The 13724-nt window shown below is 63.6% G+C and carries 18 protein-coding genes, 1 tRNA gene and 1 other RNA gene; 9 read left to right on the top strand and 11 right to left on the bottom strand.

Translation table 11 applies throughout. The annotated features are described in order from the left end of the window. Positions 1-497: 497 nt before the first annotated feature. The 5 genes from ltrA to CCR84_RS09450 all read left to right on the top strand — a co-directional run bounded on the left by ltrA (position 498) and on the right by CCR84_RS09450 (position 5491). Positions 498-1769 carry a group II intron reverse transcriptase/maturase gene (ltrA, locus tag CCR84_RS09470; RefSeq protein ID WP_201211652.1) on the top strand — a complete coding sequence of 424 codons (1272 nt, stop codon included), beginning with the start codon at positions 498-500 and terminating at the stop codon, positions 1767-1769. Positions 1770-1896: 127 nt separating this feature from the next. Continuing rightward, positions 1897-3446, top strand: a protein-coding gene (locus tag CCR84_RS09465) for an IS3 family transposase (protein WP_420825390.1) whose coding sequence is annotated in 2 segments (ribosomal slippage) — positions 1897-2353 and positions 2353-3446 — 1551 coding nt in all. Because the reading frame shifts where the segments join, the coding sequence is not laid out codon by codon here. A 231-nt stretch (positions 3447-3677) separates the two neighbouring features. Continuing rightward, entirely contained in the window at positions 3678-4670 is a 993-nt protein-coding gene (locus CCR84_RS09460; RefSeq protein WP_201211651.1) for a YeiH family protein, read from the top strand. Between the two features lie 130 nt (positions 4671-4800). Further along, positions 4801-5037: a hypothetical protein gene (locus CCR84_RS09455; protein ID WP_201211649.1), complete on the top strand. Its 237-nt coding sequence runs from the start codon at positions 4801-4803 to the stop codon at positions 5035-5037. Positions 5038-5161: 124 nt separating this feature from the next. Continuing rightward, positions 5162-5491, top strand: coding sequence for a site-specific recombinase resolvase (locus CCR84_RS09450; protein ID WP_207186260.1), 330 nt, complete (start codon positions 5162-5164; stop codon positions 5489-5491). A gap of 5 nt (positions 5492-5496) precedes the next feature. Here CCR84_RS09450 and CCR84_RS09445 read toward each other — a convergent pair whose 3' ends face one another. The 3 genes from CCR84_RS09445 to CCR84_RS09435 are packed head-to-tail and all read right to left on the bottom strand — an operon-like array spanning position 5497 to position 6298. Then, positions 5497-5724 (bottom strand): hypothetical protein, encoded by a 228-nt coding sequence (locus tag CCR84_RS09445; protein ID WP_201211647.1) that lies wholly within the window; start codon positions 5722-5724, stop codon positions 5497-5499. Positions 5725-5727: 3 nt separating this feature from the next. Then, complete coding sequence (locus CCR84_RS09440) at positions 5728-6048, bottom strand: type II toxin-antitoxin system YafQ family toxin (protein ID WP_201211645.1); 321 nt, start codon at positions 6046-6048, stop codon at positions 5728-5730. After that, a complete protein-coding gene (locus tag CCR84_RS09435) occupies positions 6020-6298 on the bottom strand; it encodes a type II toxin-antitoxin system RelB/DinJ family antitoxin (RefSeq protein WP_201211644.1) in 279 nt (92 codons plus the stop codon). Before CCR84_RS09435 ends, CCR84_RS09440 begins: the two co-directional genes overlap by 29 nt. Here CCR84_RS09435 and CCR84_RS09430 point away from each other — a divergent pair. After that, positions 6297-6458 carry a hypothetical protein gene (locus CCR84_RS09430; RefSeq protein WP_201211642.1) on the top strand — a complete coding sequence of 54 codons (162 nt, stop codon included), beginning with the start codon at positions 6297-6299 and terminating at the stop codon, positions 6456-6458. The two genes, CCR84_RS09435 and CCR84_RS09430, sit on opposite strands and share 2 nt — an antisense overlap. Positions 6459-6463: 5 nt before the next feature. Here CCR84_RS09430 and CCR84_RS09425 read toward each other — a convergent pair whose 3' ends face one another. From CCR84_RS09425 to CCR84_RS09395, 7 genes are all read right to left on the bottom strand, one after another. After that, complete coding sequence (locus tag CCR84_RS09425) at positions 6464-6877, bottom strand: type II toxin-antitoxin system TacA family antitoxin (protein ID WP_201211640.1); 414 nt, start codon at positions 6875-6877, stop codon at positions 6464-6466. 26 nt (positions 6878-6903) lie between these two features. Then, entirely contained in the window at positions 6904-7224 is a 321-nt protein-coding gene (locus tag CCR84_RS09420) for a helix-turn-helix domain-containing transcriptional regulator (protein ID WP_201211638.1), read from the bottom strand. A gap of 2 nt (positions 7225-7226) precedes the next feature. After that, positions 7227-7565, bottom strand: a complete 339-nt coding sequence (locus CCR84_RS09415) for a type II toxin-antitoxin system RelE/ParE family toxin (RefSeq protein WP_201211637.1) — start codon at positions 7563-7565, stop codon at positions 7227-7229. A gap of 298 nt (positions 7566-7863) precedes the next feature. Beyond that, positions 7864-8227: a transfer-messenger RNA gene (ssrA, locus tag CCR84_RS09410) on the bottom strand. Between the two features lie 137 nt (positions 8228-8364). Beyond that, positions 8365-9069 (bottom strand): bifunctional 2-polyprenyl-6-hydroxyphenol methylase/3-demethylubiquinol 3-O-methyltransferase UbiG, encoded by a 705-nt coding sequence (ubiG, locus tag CCR84_RS09405; protein ID WP_201211636.1) that lies wholly within the window; start codon positions 9067-9069, stop codon positions 8365-8367. 76 nt (positions 9070-9145) lie between these two features. After that, positions 9146-9805, bottom strand: a complete 660-nt coding sequence (locus CCR84_RS09400; RefSeq protein WP_201211635.1) for an OmpA family protein — start codon at positions 9803-9805, stop codon at positions 9146-9148. Positions 9806-9878: 73 nt separating this feature from the next. Continuing rightward, positions 9879-11201, bottom strand: coding sequence for a TRZ/ATZ family hydrolase (locus CCR84_RS09395; protein WP_201211634.1), 1323 nt, complete (start codon positions 11199-11201; stop codon positions 9879-9881). Positions 11202-11373: 172 nt separating this feature from the next. Here CCR84_RS09395 and CCR84_RS09390 point away from each other — a divergent pair. From CCR84_RS09390 to CCR84_RS09380, 3 genes are all read left to right on the top strand, one after another. Then, positions 11374-11464: transfer RNA gene (locus tag CCR84_RS09390), tRNA-Ser, on the top strand. Between the two features lie 199 nt (positions 11465-11663). Beyond that, on the top strand, positions 11664-12632 hold the full coding sequence (gene trxB / locus CCR84_RS09385; RefSeq protein WP_201211633.1) for a thioredoxin-disulfide reductase: 969 nt from the start codon (positions 11664-11666) through the stop codon (positions 12630-12632). Positions 12633-12659: 27 nt separating this feature from the next. Beyond that, on the top strand, positions 12660-13316 hold the full coding sequence (locus CCR84_RS09380) for a Smr/MutS family protein (protein ID WP_201211632.1): 657 nt from the start codon (positions 12660-12662) through the stop codon (positions 13314-13316). Here CCR84_RS09380 and CCR84_RS09375 read toward each other — a convergent pair. Next, positions 13313-13651, bottom strand: coding sequence for a P-II family nitrogen regulator (locus CCR84_RS09375; RefSeq protein ID WP_201211631.1), 339 nt, complete (start codon positions 13649-13651; stop codon positions 13313-13315). The genes CCR84_RS09380 and CCR84_RS09375 overlap by 4 nt on opposite strands. Positions 13652-13724: the final 73 nt, after the last annotated feature.

The raw sequence follows: 13724 nt of genomic DNA, 5'->3' as shown, positions 1-13724 counted from the left end.
AACGTCCGCGAAGTCATGCTGTACCAGTGATGAGGGCGGGCCCCTCGGTGTCGCCGATCAGGCGGAGATGCCAAACCACCCTGAGCTGCGGTCGTAAAGAGCGACTGTGGTGAGCGTCATGGGAAAAGGCGGAAAGCTATTCCGTCAGGTGAGAACAGATGAGACGAACGCAAGTGAACCGCCGTTCAAGTGTCGATAATTGCAAACGATGTCAAAACCGGGGATTCGACAACGCCCCGGGATCAGTCAGACGGGCGCCTGGGTTCTGGTCTGACGACATCCGGCATAGAGGCGGCGTGACGTCTGTTCAGGCGCTGGTACGGAACTTGGGAACCTGTCGCCCCGATGCGAAGGGAGAAGTCCAAGTGGCGACCCCACGAGGACCAGAGTACCGATGCGGGGCACAGGGGCGGAGCCATGCGTAGTAGTGACGAAGGTGCTGTAATGGCGCTGGAGCGAAGGCATGGCCTCATTCGGCAAAGCGGTCGAGGACAACTGTGAAACAGGAAGATTCTCGGCGTCGAGCCAAACCCTTCGAGATTTCCAAGCGGATTATCTGGGAGGCCTGGAAGCGGGTAGCGGCCAACAAAGGCGCTGCCGGCGTTGATGGTGAGTCCATCGAGGTCTATCGGAAGCGTTTGGGACGAAATCTCTATTCCTTGTGGAACCGGATGAGTTCGGGAAGTTATCACCCCGAGCCGGTCAGACAGGTGTTGATTCCGAAAGGGGATGGGCAGTTTCGCCCTCTTGGAATTCCTACCGTGAATGACCGGATTGCTCAGATGGCGGTCAAGCTCCTGGTGGAGCCGAGGCTCGAACCGGTCTTTCACCCGTCGTCGTTTGGCTACCGGCCTGACAGGGATGCCCTGATGGCTGTTGCACAGGCGCGCCAGAACAGTTGGCGGTATGACTGGGTGGTGGATCTGGATATCAAGGGCTTCTTTGACACCATCGACCATGGTCTTCTGATGCGGGCAGTGGAAAAGCACGTTTCGGAAGCCTGGATTCGGCTCTATGTTCGTCGCTGGTTGGAAAGTCCGGTGGAGTTGGAAGACGGACAGCTACAGGAGCGAAGCCGAGGCACGCCGCAAGGTGGAGTTATCAGCCCGCTGCTGGCCAACCTGTTTCTGCACTATGTGTTTGATACGTGGATGCAGCGGAACTACCCGTCGGTGCGGTTTGAGCGGTATGCCGACGATGTGGTCTGCCACTGCAAGAGCGAACGGGAAGCACAGGGCCTGCTTGCACGGTTGAGGTCGCGGTTCGAGGAGTGTGGGCTACAACTGCACCCCCTCAAGACGAAGATCGTGTATTGCAAGGACCAGAGACGCAGAGGAGTTTATGCCAATGTGCGTTATGACTTTCTGGGTTTCAGCTTTCACGCACGGACCTGTCAGGGTCGTAACGGAAAGCTGTTTGCCGGCTTCAATCCGGCGGTCAGCCACAAAGCGTTGAAGCGAATGAACGAGGCAATCAGAGCCTTACGGATCAACCGCAGTACGCAACTCACGCTCCCTATGTTGGCCGAAATGCTCAACTCCAAGGTGCGTGGGTGGGTGGCGTATTTCGGAAAATTCTACCCGGGAGTCCTCAAGCGGTTTCTGGTGCGGATCGATCTTCGGCTCGGATGCTGGGCAAGGAACAAGTACAAGCGGCTACGGGGACACAAACGTCGGTCTTGGGCATGGCTCAAGAAATGGCGGGAAGCTGACCCTCGACTGTTTGCGCACTGGGAATTCGTCTTCTCAGCAGCGAAGGGTCATGGATGAGAAGAGCCGTATGAGTCGAGAGGCTCACGTACGGTTCTGTGAGGGCCTGAGGGGGAGGTTCCCTCGGGCTACTCGACCCTCCGTTGAACGGAGTTTTATAGAATCAGGGGCGATGACGAGGTGCTTTGTGGCGAGATATTCCCGAGAGAAGAAAGAACATGCGCTGGCGCTGATGAGCGCGCCGGAGAACCTGCCGGTGTCGACGGTGGCGTCGCGGACCGGCATCCCTGAAGCGACGCTGTACCTGTGGCGGAACCGGGCGCGAGCCAGCGGTCGGGCGGTGCCCGGCAACGGCCAGAACGCCGAGGACTGGAGCGGCGCCGACAAGTTTGCCGTCGTGCTGGAGACCGCCGCGCTGTCGGAAGCCGAACTGGGCGAGTACTGCCGCAGGAAGGGGCTGTACGTCGAACAGGTGAAGGCGTGGCGGCAGGCGTGCGAGGAGGCCAACACAGTAACCGGCGAGCGGGTGACGCCGGCGCAACGGGCGCAGGAAAAGAAGCGGGTCCGCGAGCTGGAGAAGGAGCTGCGGCGCAAGGAGAAGGCGCTGGCGGAGACGGCGGCGCTCCTCGTGCTCTCCCGAAAACTCGAGGCGCTCTGGAAAGAAAACGGGGACGCATGACTGCGTTGCCAGAGCGCCAGGAACTCGTGAAGGAGATCAGGACGGCCCACGCCGCCGGCGCCCGTTTGGCGCGCGCCTGTGCCGAAGCAGGCCTGTCGGTGCGCACCTACGAACGCTGGTGCGTGCCCGAGGGCGTCCGGGACGATGGCCGTCCGAAGGCAGTACGCCCGCCGCCGGCGCAGAAGCTCAGCCCGGAAGAGCGGCAGACCATTCTGGAGGTCTGCTGCGAGCCGCGCTTTGCCGACCTGCCGCCGAGCCAGATCGTGCCGCGGCTGGCCGACGAAGGCGTCTATCTCGCCTCGGAATCCTCGTTCTATCGGGTGCTGCGGGAAGCGGACGCCCAGCACCACCGGGGCCGGCAGCGTGCGCCCAGCCAACGGCAGCCAGTCCGGCATGTCGCCACCGGCCCCAAGCAGGTTTGGTCCTGGGACGTCACCTATATGCCGAGTCTGACCCGTGGCCTGTTCTTCTATCTCTATGCCGTAATCGACATCTACAGCCGCAAGCTGGTGGCTTGGGAAGTGCACGAAAAGGAAGGGGGCGACGAGGCGGCCGCGCTCATCGAGCGCGCCACCTGGCGCGAGCAATTGCGCGGCAAGCCTCTGATCCTGCATGCCGACAACGGCGCGATCCAGAAGTCCTACACGCTCAAGGCGAAGCTCGAATCGCTGGGGATCACCCCTTCGCACAGCCGTCCCAGCGTCTCGGACGACAACGCGCATATCGAAGCCTGGTTCCGTACCTGCAAATACATGCCGGGCTACCCGGCCAACGGCTTTGCCAGCATCGATGCTGCCAGGGAATGGACGCATCGCTTCGTGACCTGGTACAACACCGAGCACTTCCACAGCGGGCTCGCGTTCGTCACGCCGGAGACGCGCCACCGCGGGGAGGATCGTCGCATTCTCGAACGACGGCGGCAGGTCTATGCGGCGGCGCGCGAGCAGCATCCGTTGCGCTGGAAGCGTCACACCCGCGCCTGGGTCGCGCCCGAGTGCGTCTGGCTCAACCCGCCAGCGAAAGCCGAAGAGGCGGCACAGACGAGGAAAGCTGCATGAGCGCGCCGGTGTCAAGGGCGCGGCCCTGGCCGCGGCGAAGCTTTACCCTTGACGCCGGGGCGCTCATCCACGCTCTCGGCGCCGGGGGCGGCGAACGCCGGCCCCGGCTGCCTCACGGCGAGTGCGGGGTTTGGGGCAGCGCCCCAAGGGGCTCGGAAAATGACATCAGTTTTTAAAGAGCAGCACCGTTTTAACGACATCTATCTTGACACCGACCGGAAGGGATCGCCAATGCACGCCGCCGCCATCAAGGCCTTGTTCCCCGGACTCGCGCTCGTCGCCGGCGTCACCCTGGTCGCCCAGCTCGTCGGCCGGCAGTTCCCGCTCGTCGGTGGCGCCGTCGCCGGGATCCTGCTCGGGCTGCTGATCCGCACGCGCCATGCACCGGCCGCGCGTCAGTTGCCCGGCTTGCGCTTTGCCGGCAGGCAGTTGCTGCAGTGGTCGATCGTCGGACTCGGTCTGGCGCTGCCGATCCGGGCGGTGCTTGCGACCGGGCTGGAATCGCTGTCGGTGACGCTGGTGACCCTGTCGCTGGCCTTTCTGAGCGCCTTCGCCTTCGGCCGGCTGCTGCGCATTCCGGACAAGCTGTGCGTGCTCATCGGCGGCGGCACGGCCATCTGCGGCGGCTCGGCGATCGCCGCGATGACGCCGGTGGTGAGGCCCGAGGATCACGAGGCAGCCTTCTCGCTGTCGACCATCTTCCTCTTCAACATCGTCGCCTTGCTGCTCTTTCCGGCGCTCGGACACTGGCTCGGCATGTCCGACCGGGGCTTCGGACTGTGGGCCGGAACGGCGATCAACGACACCTCGTCGGTGGTCGCAGTCGCCTATTCGTGGAGCAAGGAAGCCGGCGATGAGGCGACCATCGTCAAGCTCACGCGCGCGCTGCTGATCGTCCCGGTGACGCTGATCCTCGCCTGGGTCTTCCTCAAGCGCGAGGCAGCTTCCGGCGTGCGCTTCGAGATCCGCCACGCGGTCCCCTGGTTTATCGTCGCCTTCGTCGCCGCCTCGGCGATCAGCAGCTACCTGCCGGAATTCGTGACCCGCGCCGCGCATCAGGTAGCGAGCGTGCTGATCGGCGCCGCACTGACCGCGATCGGGCTATCGACCGACCTCGGCAGGATGAAACAGACCGGCTGGCGTCCGCTCGCGCTCGGCCTCCTGGTGTGGACAACCGTCGCCGCTTCCAGCCTGCTGCTGCAGGGGATGCTTGGCGCTTGGTGAGGGCAGCGGCAGGCGCCCCGGGCTGCCGACGCGTCGGCGATTTCGTCCACGGCGTCGAGCACATGCGGGCGCTGCCTGCGATATGATTAAAGGGTAAAGCCAGGTACCAAACCATCCCGGTGGCGAAGGCATGGATCCCGCCCCTGACATCGACGACTACGTGATGCTCAGCATCGGGGCGAGCAACTTCGCGACCTGTTCCGGGCGGGGGTATGAACAGTTGATCGCCCAGTCCGACGCCGCACCTTATCCGGCGAGGCAGGCGGGGCATAAGCGCTGTGTTAGCGCTCGAATCGACCCGAAGGAGGCCGAGCCGATGTCGACCAACACCGATCCGAGGCGTAACTGGTTTGCAACTGGAGGTTGAGGCACGAAACCGAAAGTACAGTTCTTGGGCAGCCCCGTCACCCGCGAACGCCGGGACGGCGGGCAGGTCGAGCTGCCACCCTCATCCCGCTCAAGATCCGCAAACGCGGCGCCAGCAAGGGGTGGTGCGCCCCGATGGCCAGGTCGAGGCTCCTGGCAAGGTCGCTACGCAGCACGACCATCCCCTGCTGGTGGCGCTGACGCGAGCGTTCTACTGGCAGCAGTTGCTGGACGACGGCGTAGTCGGCAGCGGCAGTGAGATCGCCCGGCGGGAAGGCCTGCACCACTCGACGGTCAACGAGCTACTGCGCTTGACGTTGCTGGAGCCGGCCATCATCCAGACCATGGTTGCGGGCCATCAGCCCCGCATCATGAGCCTGCTGTGGTTTCAGCGCAATCCGCTGCCAGGCGACTGGGTGGCGCAGCGCGAGGTTGTCGTGGGGTTTGATGTGTGACCGGGCTACGCGCCCTCGATCACCCGTGCCACGTCACCGTGGCATTCGGCGCATTTGCCCACCAGCAACAAGTCGCGCCCCTTGATGGTGCCGCTGAAATTGGTGATCGTTGTTTCGTGACGGCACTGCCCGCACCAGACGTTGGACAATAGCCGCTGGCGGATGTCGGCAGGGATGGACTCCCAGCGCTGGCGGGCGGGTTTGGTGAAGTTGGGGAATGATTCAACGTCCATGGCTCATTCCTCGAACAGTTCGGAGTGTGTGCCAGCGCGCACGAAGATGATGGTGCTGCCGTCGAGCCTGTAGATCAGCAAGAAGTCGCCGCCGATGTGACATTCGCGGTGGTCGCTCCAATCACCCTTCAGTGGGTGATCCAGCCATTCAGGCCCCAGCGGGGCATCGTTGCCGATGAGCAGCAGCATCGCCTCTTTCAGGCGCTTCAGGTCGTAGCGGCCCGAGCGTGAGAGACGTTCCCAGTCTTTGAGGAAGGTCTTGGTGTAGTCACACGCCCTCGGCGGTGTTGCCCGTTTAGTGCTGGCGGGCTTTTTCGAGGTCATCGATCAGGGCGTCAGCAGAGTCAAAACGGGCGGTGCGCGCCTTGGCCATGGCGCGGGCTTCTTCCATCGCGGCGCGGGTTTGGGCATTGGGCACCTTCAACTCCAGTGGGAAGGCCTGGTCGTTCACCACGCGCTTGAGCAGGATGCGCACGGCATCAGACACCGACAGCCCCATGGCTGCCAGTGCCTCGCTGGCTTGCGTCTTGATTTCGTCGTCCACGCGGACGTGCAGCATCGTGGAACGGGCCATGATCAAATCCTCCGTTTCCGCAATTGTGTATCTCTATTGCGATACAGTCAAGCAAGCGCAGACGATGCTCCGGTGGCGTTCGATGCCTGACCGGTGGCCATGGTTGACGGTCAACGATTGGGTGGCGCAGCACAAGGTGGTGGCGGGGTTTGATGCCTGACCGGGCTACGCGCCCTCGATCACCCGTGCCACGTCACCGTGGCATTCGGCGCATTTGCCCACCAGCAGCAAGTCGCGCCCCTTGATGGTGCCGCTGAAATTGGTGATCGTTGTTTCGTGACGGCACTGCCCGCACCAGACGTTGGACAGCAGCCGCTGGCGGATGTCGGCGGGGATGGACTCCCAGCGCTGGCGGGCGGGTTTGGTAAAGGTCGACAAGGATTCCACTATCGGGGACGATACCCCGGACTGCTGTTCGATAAGAAGCTGGCCTGCCGCCTGGCAGGCGCTGTGGAGAACGAAAGTCGACACGGGCGTCCCTGCAACTTCTGCCCCGCGGCGCAGCAGGTCCCGCTGCTGGGGCGTCATCCGCAACGTGATGCGAACGCAGTCAGGGAATGCCTCGTTTTTCTCCTGCATCGGGATACCTCAGCCCCGAGCCTGATTCAGGCCATCACAACCTGGGCGCGTACCTCGACCTTGAGCGCGCGCTTGATGGCGGCGAAGATCGCGGAGACGTTGGTCATGGTCGGGTTACCCGATTGCGACAGCATCCGGTGCAGGCTCTTGGGGGGCTTGTGAATTTCCTCGGCCAGAGCCTCGAAGCCGACAGTGGCATTGACCAGGTCACGCAGGATCAGCTTGGCCGATTCCGGTTCGCCATTGACGAACAGGGTGATGGCCTCGTCCAGAAGTGCCTGAGCAAAGGCTGGATCGTTCTGCACGCGCGCGGCCACGGTTTCTTTGAAATCACGGGTCAGTGCCATGTTCACTTTCCTTGTCTAGAGGATGCCTTGCGGCGCTTGTAGTCTTCCCACAGCGCCACGGCTTGGTCAATGTCCTGCTGCTGGCGCTTCTTGGTGCCGCCGCCAAGCAGAATGATGATCTTCAGACCGTCCTTGGCCAGGTAGATGCGCAAACCTGGACCCCAGTCGATCTTGTACTCACCAATGCCGCGAAACCACTCGACGTTGGACAGTTTACCCTGTTCCATCCGGCTAACGGCTACGCGTACCTTGGCGGCAGCAATGGCTTCCAGCGACCCGAACCATTCCGCGAAGGGGCTGTCGCCGTCGTCCAGCAGTAGTTCTTTGATCTGGTAGCTCATGGGCTTAATGGTAACGTATAAGTTCCCTTTGTGCCAGGGTGGATGGCGGTGTGATGCCTGACCGGTCGGCTTGGTTGACGACGAAAGGCGGCGCATAAGTGGTTGATTTAGCGAGATCCCCCACTGCACCTGCCCGCAGGCGAAACGTAGAAAAGAGACGGACGGCTCTGGCCGAGTGAATGGCGAATTTCGGGCGCTATCGCGAAGTACCACCCGCAGCGCTGATGGCCGGAACCCCGCGCCACGCAGGAATTTCAGGCAAAAAAAAAGCCCGGAGATTATCCGGGCCCTCGTGTATTGGTGGAGGCGGGGGGAATCGAACCCCCGTCCGCAAGTCCTCTACAGGCAGTTCTACATGCGTAGTCCGGTCAATTGGGTTTTAGCCTTGGTGCGCCGGCCGAACAGGCTCACTTCCAGCGAGTCACCTTGAGTTTAGCCCCGGCCAAAGTGACCCTGGCAAGGGCGAGTCCCTGTAAATGACGCTGCCGTGAGTTGCCTCACCTGACCCAGGGACCAGTCAGTACAGCGGTCACGCCGCGTTAAGCGGCGAGAGCGAAACGCTCGTCGTTGGCGTTTATTGATTGCCAGTTGATTTACGAGGGTACTGGTCCTCGGCATGCCCTGCTCTGCTTTGCAACCCACGTCGAAGCCAAGTCGCCCCCGGATTTCTGCAAGCACTCCTATGACCGAAGTTCCTGCGCGTGGTTCCATCCTTTACGAATCTTAACACGTCGCCGCCGGCCCGTGCGGAACAAGGCTGCGTGAGCCTGCCCGGCGGGTGGTGGCGGCGGCCGCCGGGCTACGCCTCGCGCACCGTGTGCATCAGGTAATTGACGCTGATGTCGCTGCCGAGCGAGTAGACCTTGGAGAACGGATTGTAACTCATGCCGATCATCTCGCGCGGCAACAGGTCGACGCTCTTCGCCCAGCGCGCGAGGTCGGACGGCTTGATGAACTTGGCGTAGTCGTGGGTACCCTTCGGCAGCATCTTCAGCACGTACTCGGCGCCGATCACCGCGAACAGGTAGGCCTTCGGGTTACGGTTGATGGTCGAGAAGAAGACGTGACCGCCAGGCTTCACCAGTTGCGCGCAGGCAGCGACGACGCTGCCCGGGTCGGGCACGTGCTCGAGCATCTCCATGCAGGTGACGACGTCGAACTGGCCGGGCATTTCGAGCGCGAGTTCCTCCGCCGATGCCTTGCGGTAGTCGACGCTGCAGCCGCTTTCGAGGAGGTGCAGACGCGCGACGCCGAGCGCCTTGTCGGAGAGGTCGATGCCGGTGACCTTCGCTCCCTTTCCGGTCATCCCTTCGGAGAGGATGCCGCCGCCGCAGCCGACGTCGAGGACGCGCTTGCCGGCGAGTCCGGCCACCCGGTCGATCCACTCGAGGCGGAGCGGATTGATCTCGTGGAGCGGACGGAATTCGCTGGTGGGATCCCACCACCGGTGTGCGAGTTGGCTGAATTTGTCGAGTTCGCTGGGGTCGGCGTTGAGCGTGGTCATGGGCGTCGTTTCAACAGTCTGCGGTTTAACAAAAAAGCCCTGCCGGAGCAGGGCTTTTCCGCTGGGGCTACCGGAATTACTTGGTGCCGATGACCTCGATCTCGACACGACGGTCGGGCTGCAGGCAGTCCACAACCTTCTTGCTCTTCGGGCCCTTGCACTGGTCGGGCTTGGTCACGGGTTGCTTCTCGCCCTTGCCTTCGGTGTAGACGCGGTTGGCTTCGATGCCCTTGCTCACCAGATATTCCTTGACCGCGGCAGCGCGCTTCTCGGACAGCTTCTGGTTGTAGGCGTCGGAGCCGAAGCGGTCGGCGTGACCGACGGCGATGATCACTTCCAGCTTGATCGCGTTGGCCTTGGTGACGAGTTCGTCGAGCTTGGCCTTGCCTTCGGGGCGGAGAACCGCCTTGTCGAAGTCGAACAGCGCGTCGGCAGCCAGGGTGACCTTCTCGGCAGCAGGCTTCACCGTAGCAACAGGAGCGGCGGGCGCAGCGGTCTTGGGCGCGCAGGTTTCTGCCGGCAGCAGATCCTTGTCGCAGGCGCAGCCGGCGGGGTCGTTCGCAGCAGCAGCCGGCGTCCAGGAGCCGGTGCGCCAGCAGAGACCGAAGCCGCTGGTGGCGACTTGATCACGGTTATCAATCACGTAGGCACGATCAGCTGCCTGGGCAACGGAAGCGCCGAGACCGATCGCAGCGGCCAGAGCAGCAGCCAGGGTGTGTTTGGCAATTGTTTTCATCGAAGAATCCTCGTTATTAGTAGTCAGCGTCAGCCAGCCGCGCAATCGATAGCGCTCCATCTACTTTACATCTTTATTCCACATCGCGCGGATGAATTTTATTCTGCCACAAACTCGCAAGCCTGATCAAATCGGATTCGTCGATTCCCAGCAAGCGCCCGCCTTCGACACGCGCGCGACCTGCGACCCAGACGTGCGAAACATGCTCACGTCCTGCGACATAAATCAGATGGGATAGCGGGTCGAAGCACGGGGAGAGGACGAAATCGTCGAACTCGACGGCACAGAGATCGGCGGACTTGCCCACAACGATCGAGCCGATTTCCTGTTCGAGACCGAGCGCGCGCGCGCCGTTCAGCGTCGCCATCTGCAGCGCCTGATGCGCAGGTAGGACGTCGGCGCGCCCGCTGACGCCTTTGGCCAGCAAGGCCGCCAGGCGCATTTCGCGGAAGAGATCGAGCCGGTTGTTGCTGGCGGCGCCATCGGTGCCCAAACCGACACTGACGCCGGCTGCCAGAAGCTCGGCGACCGGCGCAATGCCGCTGGCCAGCTTGAGATTGGACGTCGGACAGTGCGCGACCGAGCAGCCGTGCGCAGCGAGCAAGCCGATTTCTTCCGCCGTGAGATGGACGGAATGAACACCGATCAAGCCGGGTCCGAGCAAGCCGAGCTGCCGCATGCGCTGCAGGGGACGTACCCCGTGCGCCTGGCTCCCGTCGTCTATCTCCTGCTGCGTTTCATGCACATGGACGTGAATCGGCACCTCGAGCAGCTCGGCCATCGTCTGCACGCGCGCAAAGCTCTGGTCGCTGACGGTATACGGCGCATGCGGTGCCAAGCAGAAGGAGACGAGCGCTTCGTCGCGCAAGGCTTCACGCGCCGCCAGCCCCTTCGCCAGATAATCGTCGGTGTCGCTGGCGTAAGGCGTCGGAAAATCGATGACGATGATGCCGATTGCGGCACGTATCCCCGACTCGAGCGCAGCCTCTGCCGCCGACTTCGGATGGAAATACATGTCGTTGAAACAGGTGATGCCGCCGCGCAGCATTTCTGCCGCAGCCAGACGCGTGCCGTCGTGCACGAATTGCGGCGAGACGAACCGGCCCTCCGTCGGCCAGATGTGGTTCTGCAACCAGTCGTGGAGCGGCAGATCGTCTGCCAGTCCGCGCAGGAGGCTCATCGCGGCATGGGTATGGAGATTGACGAGTCCCGGGATGAGCACGTGCCGATCGAGGATCCGGTGCGTCGTCGCCGTGAATGCTTCCGCCGCCTGCGCGCGCGGCATCACGGCAACGATCCTGCCGTCCTTGACGGCGACCGCGTGGTTTTCGAGGACGACGCCGTCCGGCTCGACCGGAACGACCCAGCGCGCCTCGATGAGAAGATCAACGTTCATGGAAACCTTGAGGGAAAACTCCCGCGGTGGCGAGGAGCATTTGAATTCGCTATTTTGCCAGCCCCGGAGGCCTTCGGCCACGGCACCTCGAGTCAGTGCTGCGCTTCGCATCGCGGCGAAGCAATCCGCGCTTTGACTGCCGCGCGCGTTCTGATAGAATCCGCGTTTCCACGGAGAGGTGGATGAGTGGTTTAAGTCGCACGCCTGGAAAGCGTGTTTAGGATAATATCCTAACGCGGGTTCGAATCCCGCCCTCTCCGCCAGAATTCAGGAAATCCCGCACCGCTTGCGCGCTGCGGGATTTTTTTCGCCGCCGCTTCACTCGGGCCGGCGTCCGGCCTGCGGGAAGTTTCCACTCCGTGCCCTGAGCCGCCGCTGCCTGCGCGCAATGCGGACTCGGCAGAGCCTGAAGCCGAAGTCGGCGCGCTATAATTTTCGCTTTTCAACCTGCCGAGCACATCCATGTCCGAAACGACTCGTCATTGCCGTCTCCTGATCCTGGGTTCAGGCCCCGCCGGTTACACTGCCGCGGTCTATGCCGCGCGCGCCAACATGAAGCCCGTGCTGATCACCGGCATCGCGCAGGGTGGACAGTTGATGACCACCACCGAGGTCGACAACTGGCCGGCCGACCCGAATGGCGTGCAGGGACCGGAACTGATGCAGCGCTTCGAGGAACACGCGCGCCGTTTCGAAACCGAGATCATCTTCGACCACATCCATACCGTCCGCCTCGGTGAGCGGCCGTTCGCGCTGGTCGGCGACGCCGGCAGCTACACCTGCGACGCGCTGATCATCGCCACCGGCGCCTCGGCGCAATACCTCGGGCTGCCTTCCGAAAGCGAGTTCCAGGGACGCGGCGTCTCCGCCTGCGCCACCTGCGACGGCTTCTTCTACCGCAACAAGCCGGTCGCCGTCGTCGGCGGTGGCAACACCGCGGTCGAGGAAGCGCTCTACCTCGCCAACATCGCCAGCCACGTCACCGTGGTGCACCGGCGCGACGCTTTCCGCGCCGAGAAGATCATGCAGGACAAGCTGTTCGAGAAGGAACGCGAGGGCAAGGTGACAATCCGCTGGAACTCGGTGCTCGACGAGGTGCTCGGCGACGCGAGCGGCGTCACCGGCATGCGCCTGCGCAACGTGCACAGCGGCGAGAAGGACGATGTCGCGCTGACCGGCGTCTTCATCGCCATCGGCCACAAGCCGAACACCGAGCTGTTCAAGGGCCAGCTGGCCATGGACGATTCCGGCTACCTGATCACGCGCGGCGGCCGCGATGGCAACGCCACCGCCACCTCGGTGGAAGGCGTCTTCGCTGCCGGCGACGTGCAGGATCACATCTACCGCCAGGCCTGTACCTCGGCGGCGACCGGCTGCATGGCGGCACTCGACGCCGAGCGCTGGCTCGACAGCCTCAAGTCTGGCAACTGATCAGGCAGGTGAGCGCGGCATAGTCGCATGGCCCGTGCTCGCCCTTCGCGCCGCCCGCTGCGCGCCACCGACCTCGCCCGGCTGCAGGAAATCAGCCGAGGTCTCCTGCGGCCCGCTGCGGACGCGCCCCCCGTCACACGCGTCGACCCCGACGACGAGCGCGCCGCCCTGCTCGCCTCGATTGCCGGCGCCACGCCGCTGCGCGTTGACCGGCGCATCCACTGGGAGCCGCCGAAGCCGCGGCCGCGCCCGCGTCAGCGCGAGTACGACGAACGCGAAGCGCTGCGCGAGGCGATGCAGCGGCCGCTCGACGCCGAGGACTGGTTCGACCTGGGCTCGGCCGACGCCTTCATCCGCCCGGGCGTCCCGCGCATGGCGCTGCGCGACCTGCGCCGCGGTCGCTGGGCGATCCAGGCGCACATCGACCTGCATGGCCTCAACCGGCACGACGCGCACGAGGAAGTCGTCGCTTTCATCGATGCCTCGCTCGCCGCGGGCAAGCGCTGCGTGCGCATCGTGCATGGGCGCGGACTCGGCTCCCCCGGTCGCGAGAGCGTGCTGCGCACGCTGGTCAAGGGCTGGCTCGGGCGCCGGCGCGACGTGCTCGCCTTCTGCCACGCACCGGCGCGCGATGGCGGTGAAGGTGCGCTGTGGGTGCTGCTGCGCAGCAGCGGCCGCGACTAGACGGCGGCTTCGTCGGTTTCGCCGGTGCGGATGCGGATGACCTGCTCGACGTTGCTGACGAAGATCTTGCCGTCGCCGATCTTGCCGGTGCGCGCGGCCTTGATGATGGCGTCGATGGCGCTTTCGACGACGCTCTCGGTGACTACGATCTCGAGCCGGATCTTGGGCAGGAAATCGACCACGTACTCGGCGCCGCGATAGAGTTCGGTATGCCCTTTCTGCCGGCCGAAGCCCTTCACTTCGGTGACCGTCAAACCGGTGACGCCGATCTCCGACAGCGCCTCGCGCACTTCGTCGAGCTTGAACGGCTTGATGATCGCTTCAATCTTTTTCATGTCTCCCTCGTCCGGGTGGTTGGCGAAGCCTGTACTTGCCTGGAATCGTAGCAGAAAAGGCCTTCCGGCCGCC

This window comes from Rhodocyclus purpureus (assembly GCF_016653115.1).
Taxonomy (GTDB): Bacteria; Pseudomonadota; Gammaproteobacteria; order Burkholderiales; family Rhodocyclaceae; genus Rhodocyclus; species Rhodocyclus purpureus.
This window is presented reverse-complemented; position numbering and strand designations above follow the sequence as displayed.

Coding starts and splice junctions, on each gene's coding strand:
- CCR84_RS09375 (WP_201211631.1), bottom strand. CDS start 13,651: ATGAAAAAGATTGAAGCGATCATCAAGCCGTTCAAGCTCGACGAAGTG.
- CCR84_RS09415 (WP_201211637.1), bottom strand. CDS start 7,565: ATGAGCTACCAGATCAAAGAACTACTGCTGGACGACGGCGACAGCCCC.
- CCR84_RS09435 (WP_201211644.1), bottom strand. CDS start 6,298: ATGGCCCGTTCCACGATGCTGCACGTCCGCGTGGACGACGAAATCAAG.
- trxB (WP_201211633.1), top strand. CDS start 11,664: ATGTCCGAAACGACTCGTCATTGCCGTCTCCTGATCCTGGGTTCAGGC.
- CCR84_RS09455 (WP_201211649.1), top strand. CDS start 4,801: ATGGATCCCGCCCCTGACATCGACGACTACGTGATGCTCAGCATCGGG.
- CCR84_RS09460 (WP_201211651.1), top strand. CDS start 3,678: ATGCACGCCGCCGCCATCAAGGCCTTGTTCCCCGGACTCGCGCTCGTC.
- CCR84_RS09430 (WP_201211642.1), top strand. CDS start 6,297: ATGATCAAATCCTCCGTTTCCGCAATTGTGTATCTCTATTGCGATACA.
- CCR84_RS09420 (WP_201211638.1), bottom strand. CDS start 7,224: ATGGCACTGACCCGTGATTTCAAAGAAACCGTGGCCGCGCGCGTGCAG.
- CCR84_RS09380 (WP_201211632.1), top strand. CDS start 12,660: ATGGCCCGTGCTCGCCCTTCGCGCCGCCCGCTGCGCGCCACCGACCTC.
- CCR84_RS09440 (WP_201211645.1), bottom strand. CDS start 6,048: ATGACCTCGAAAAAGCCCGCCAGCACTAAACGGGCAACACCGCCGAGG.
- CCR84_RS09395 (WP_201211634.1), bottom strand. CDS start 11,201: ATGAACGTTGATCTTCTCATCGAGGCGCGCTGGGTCGTTCCGGTCGAG.
- CCR84_RS09400 (WP_201211635.1), bottom strand. CDS start 9,805: ATGAAAACAATTGCCAAACACACCCTGGCTGCTGCTCTGGCCGCTGCG.
- ubiG (WP_201211636.1), bottom strand. CDS start 9,069: ATGACCACGCTCAACGCCGACCCCAGCGAACTCGACAAATTCAGCCAA.
- CCR84_RS09445 (WP_201211647.1), bottom strand. CDS start 5,724: ATGGACGTTGAATCATTCCCCAACTTCACCAAACCCGCCCGCCAGCGC.
- CCR84_RS09425 (WP_201211640.1), bottom strand. CDS start 6,877: ATGCAGGAGAAAAACGAGGCATTCCCTGACTGCGTTCGCATCACGTTG.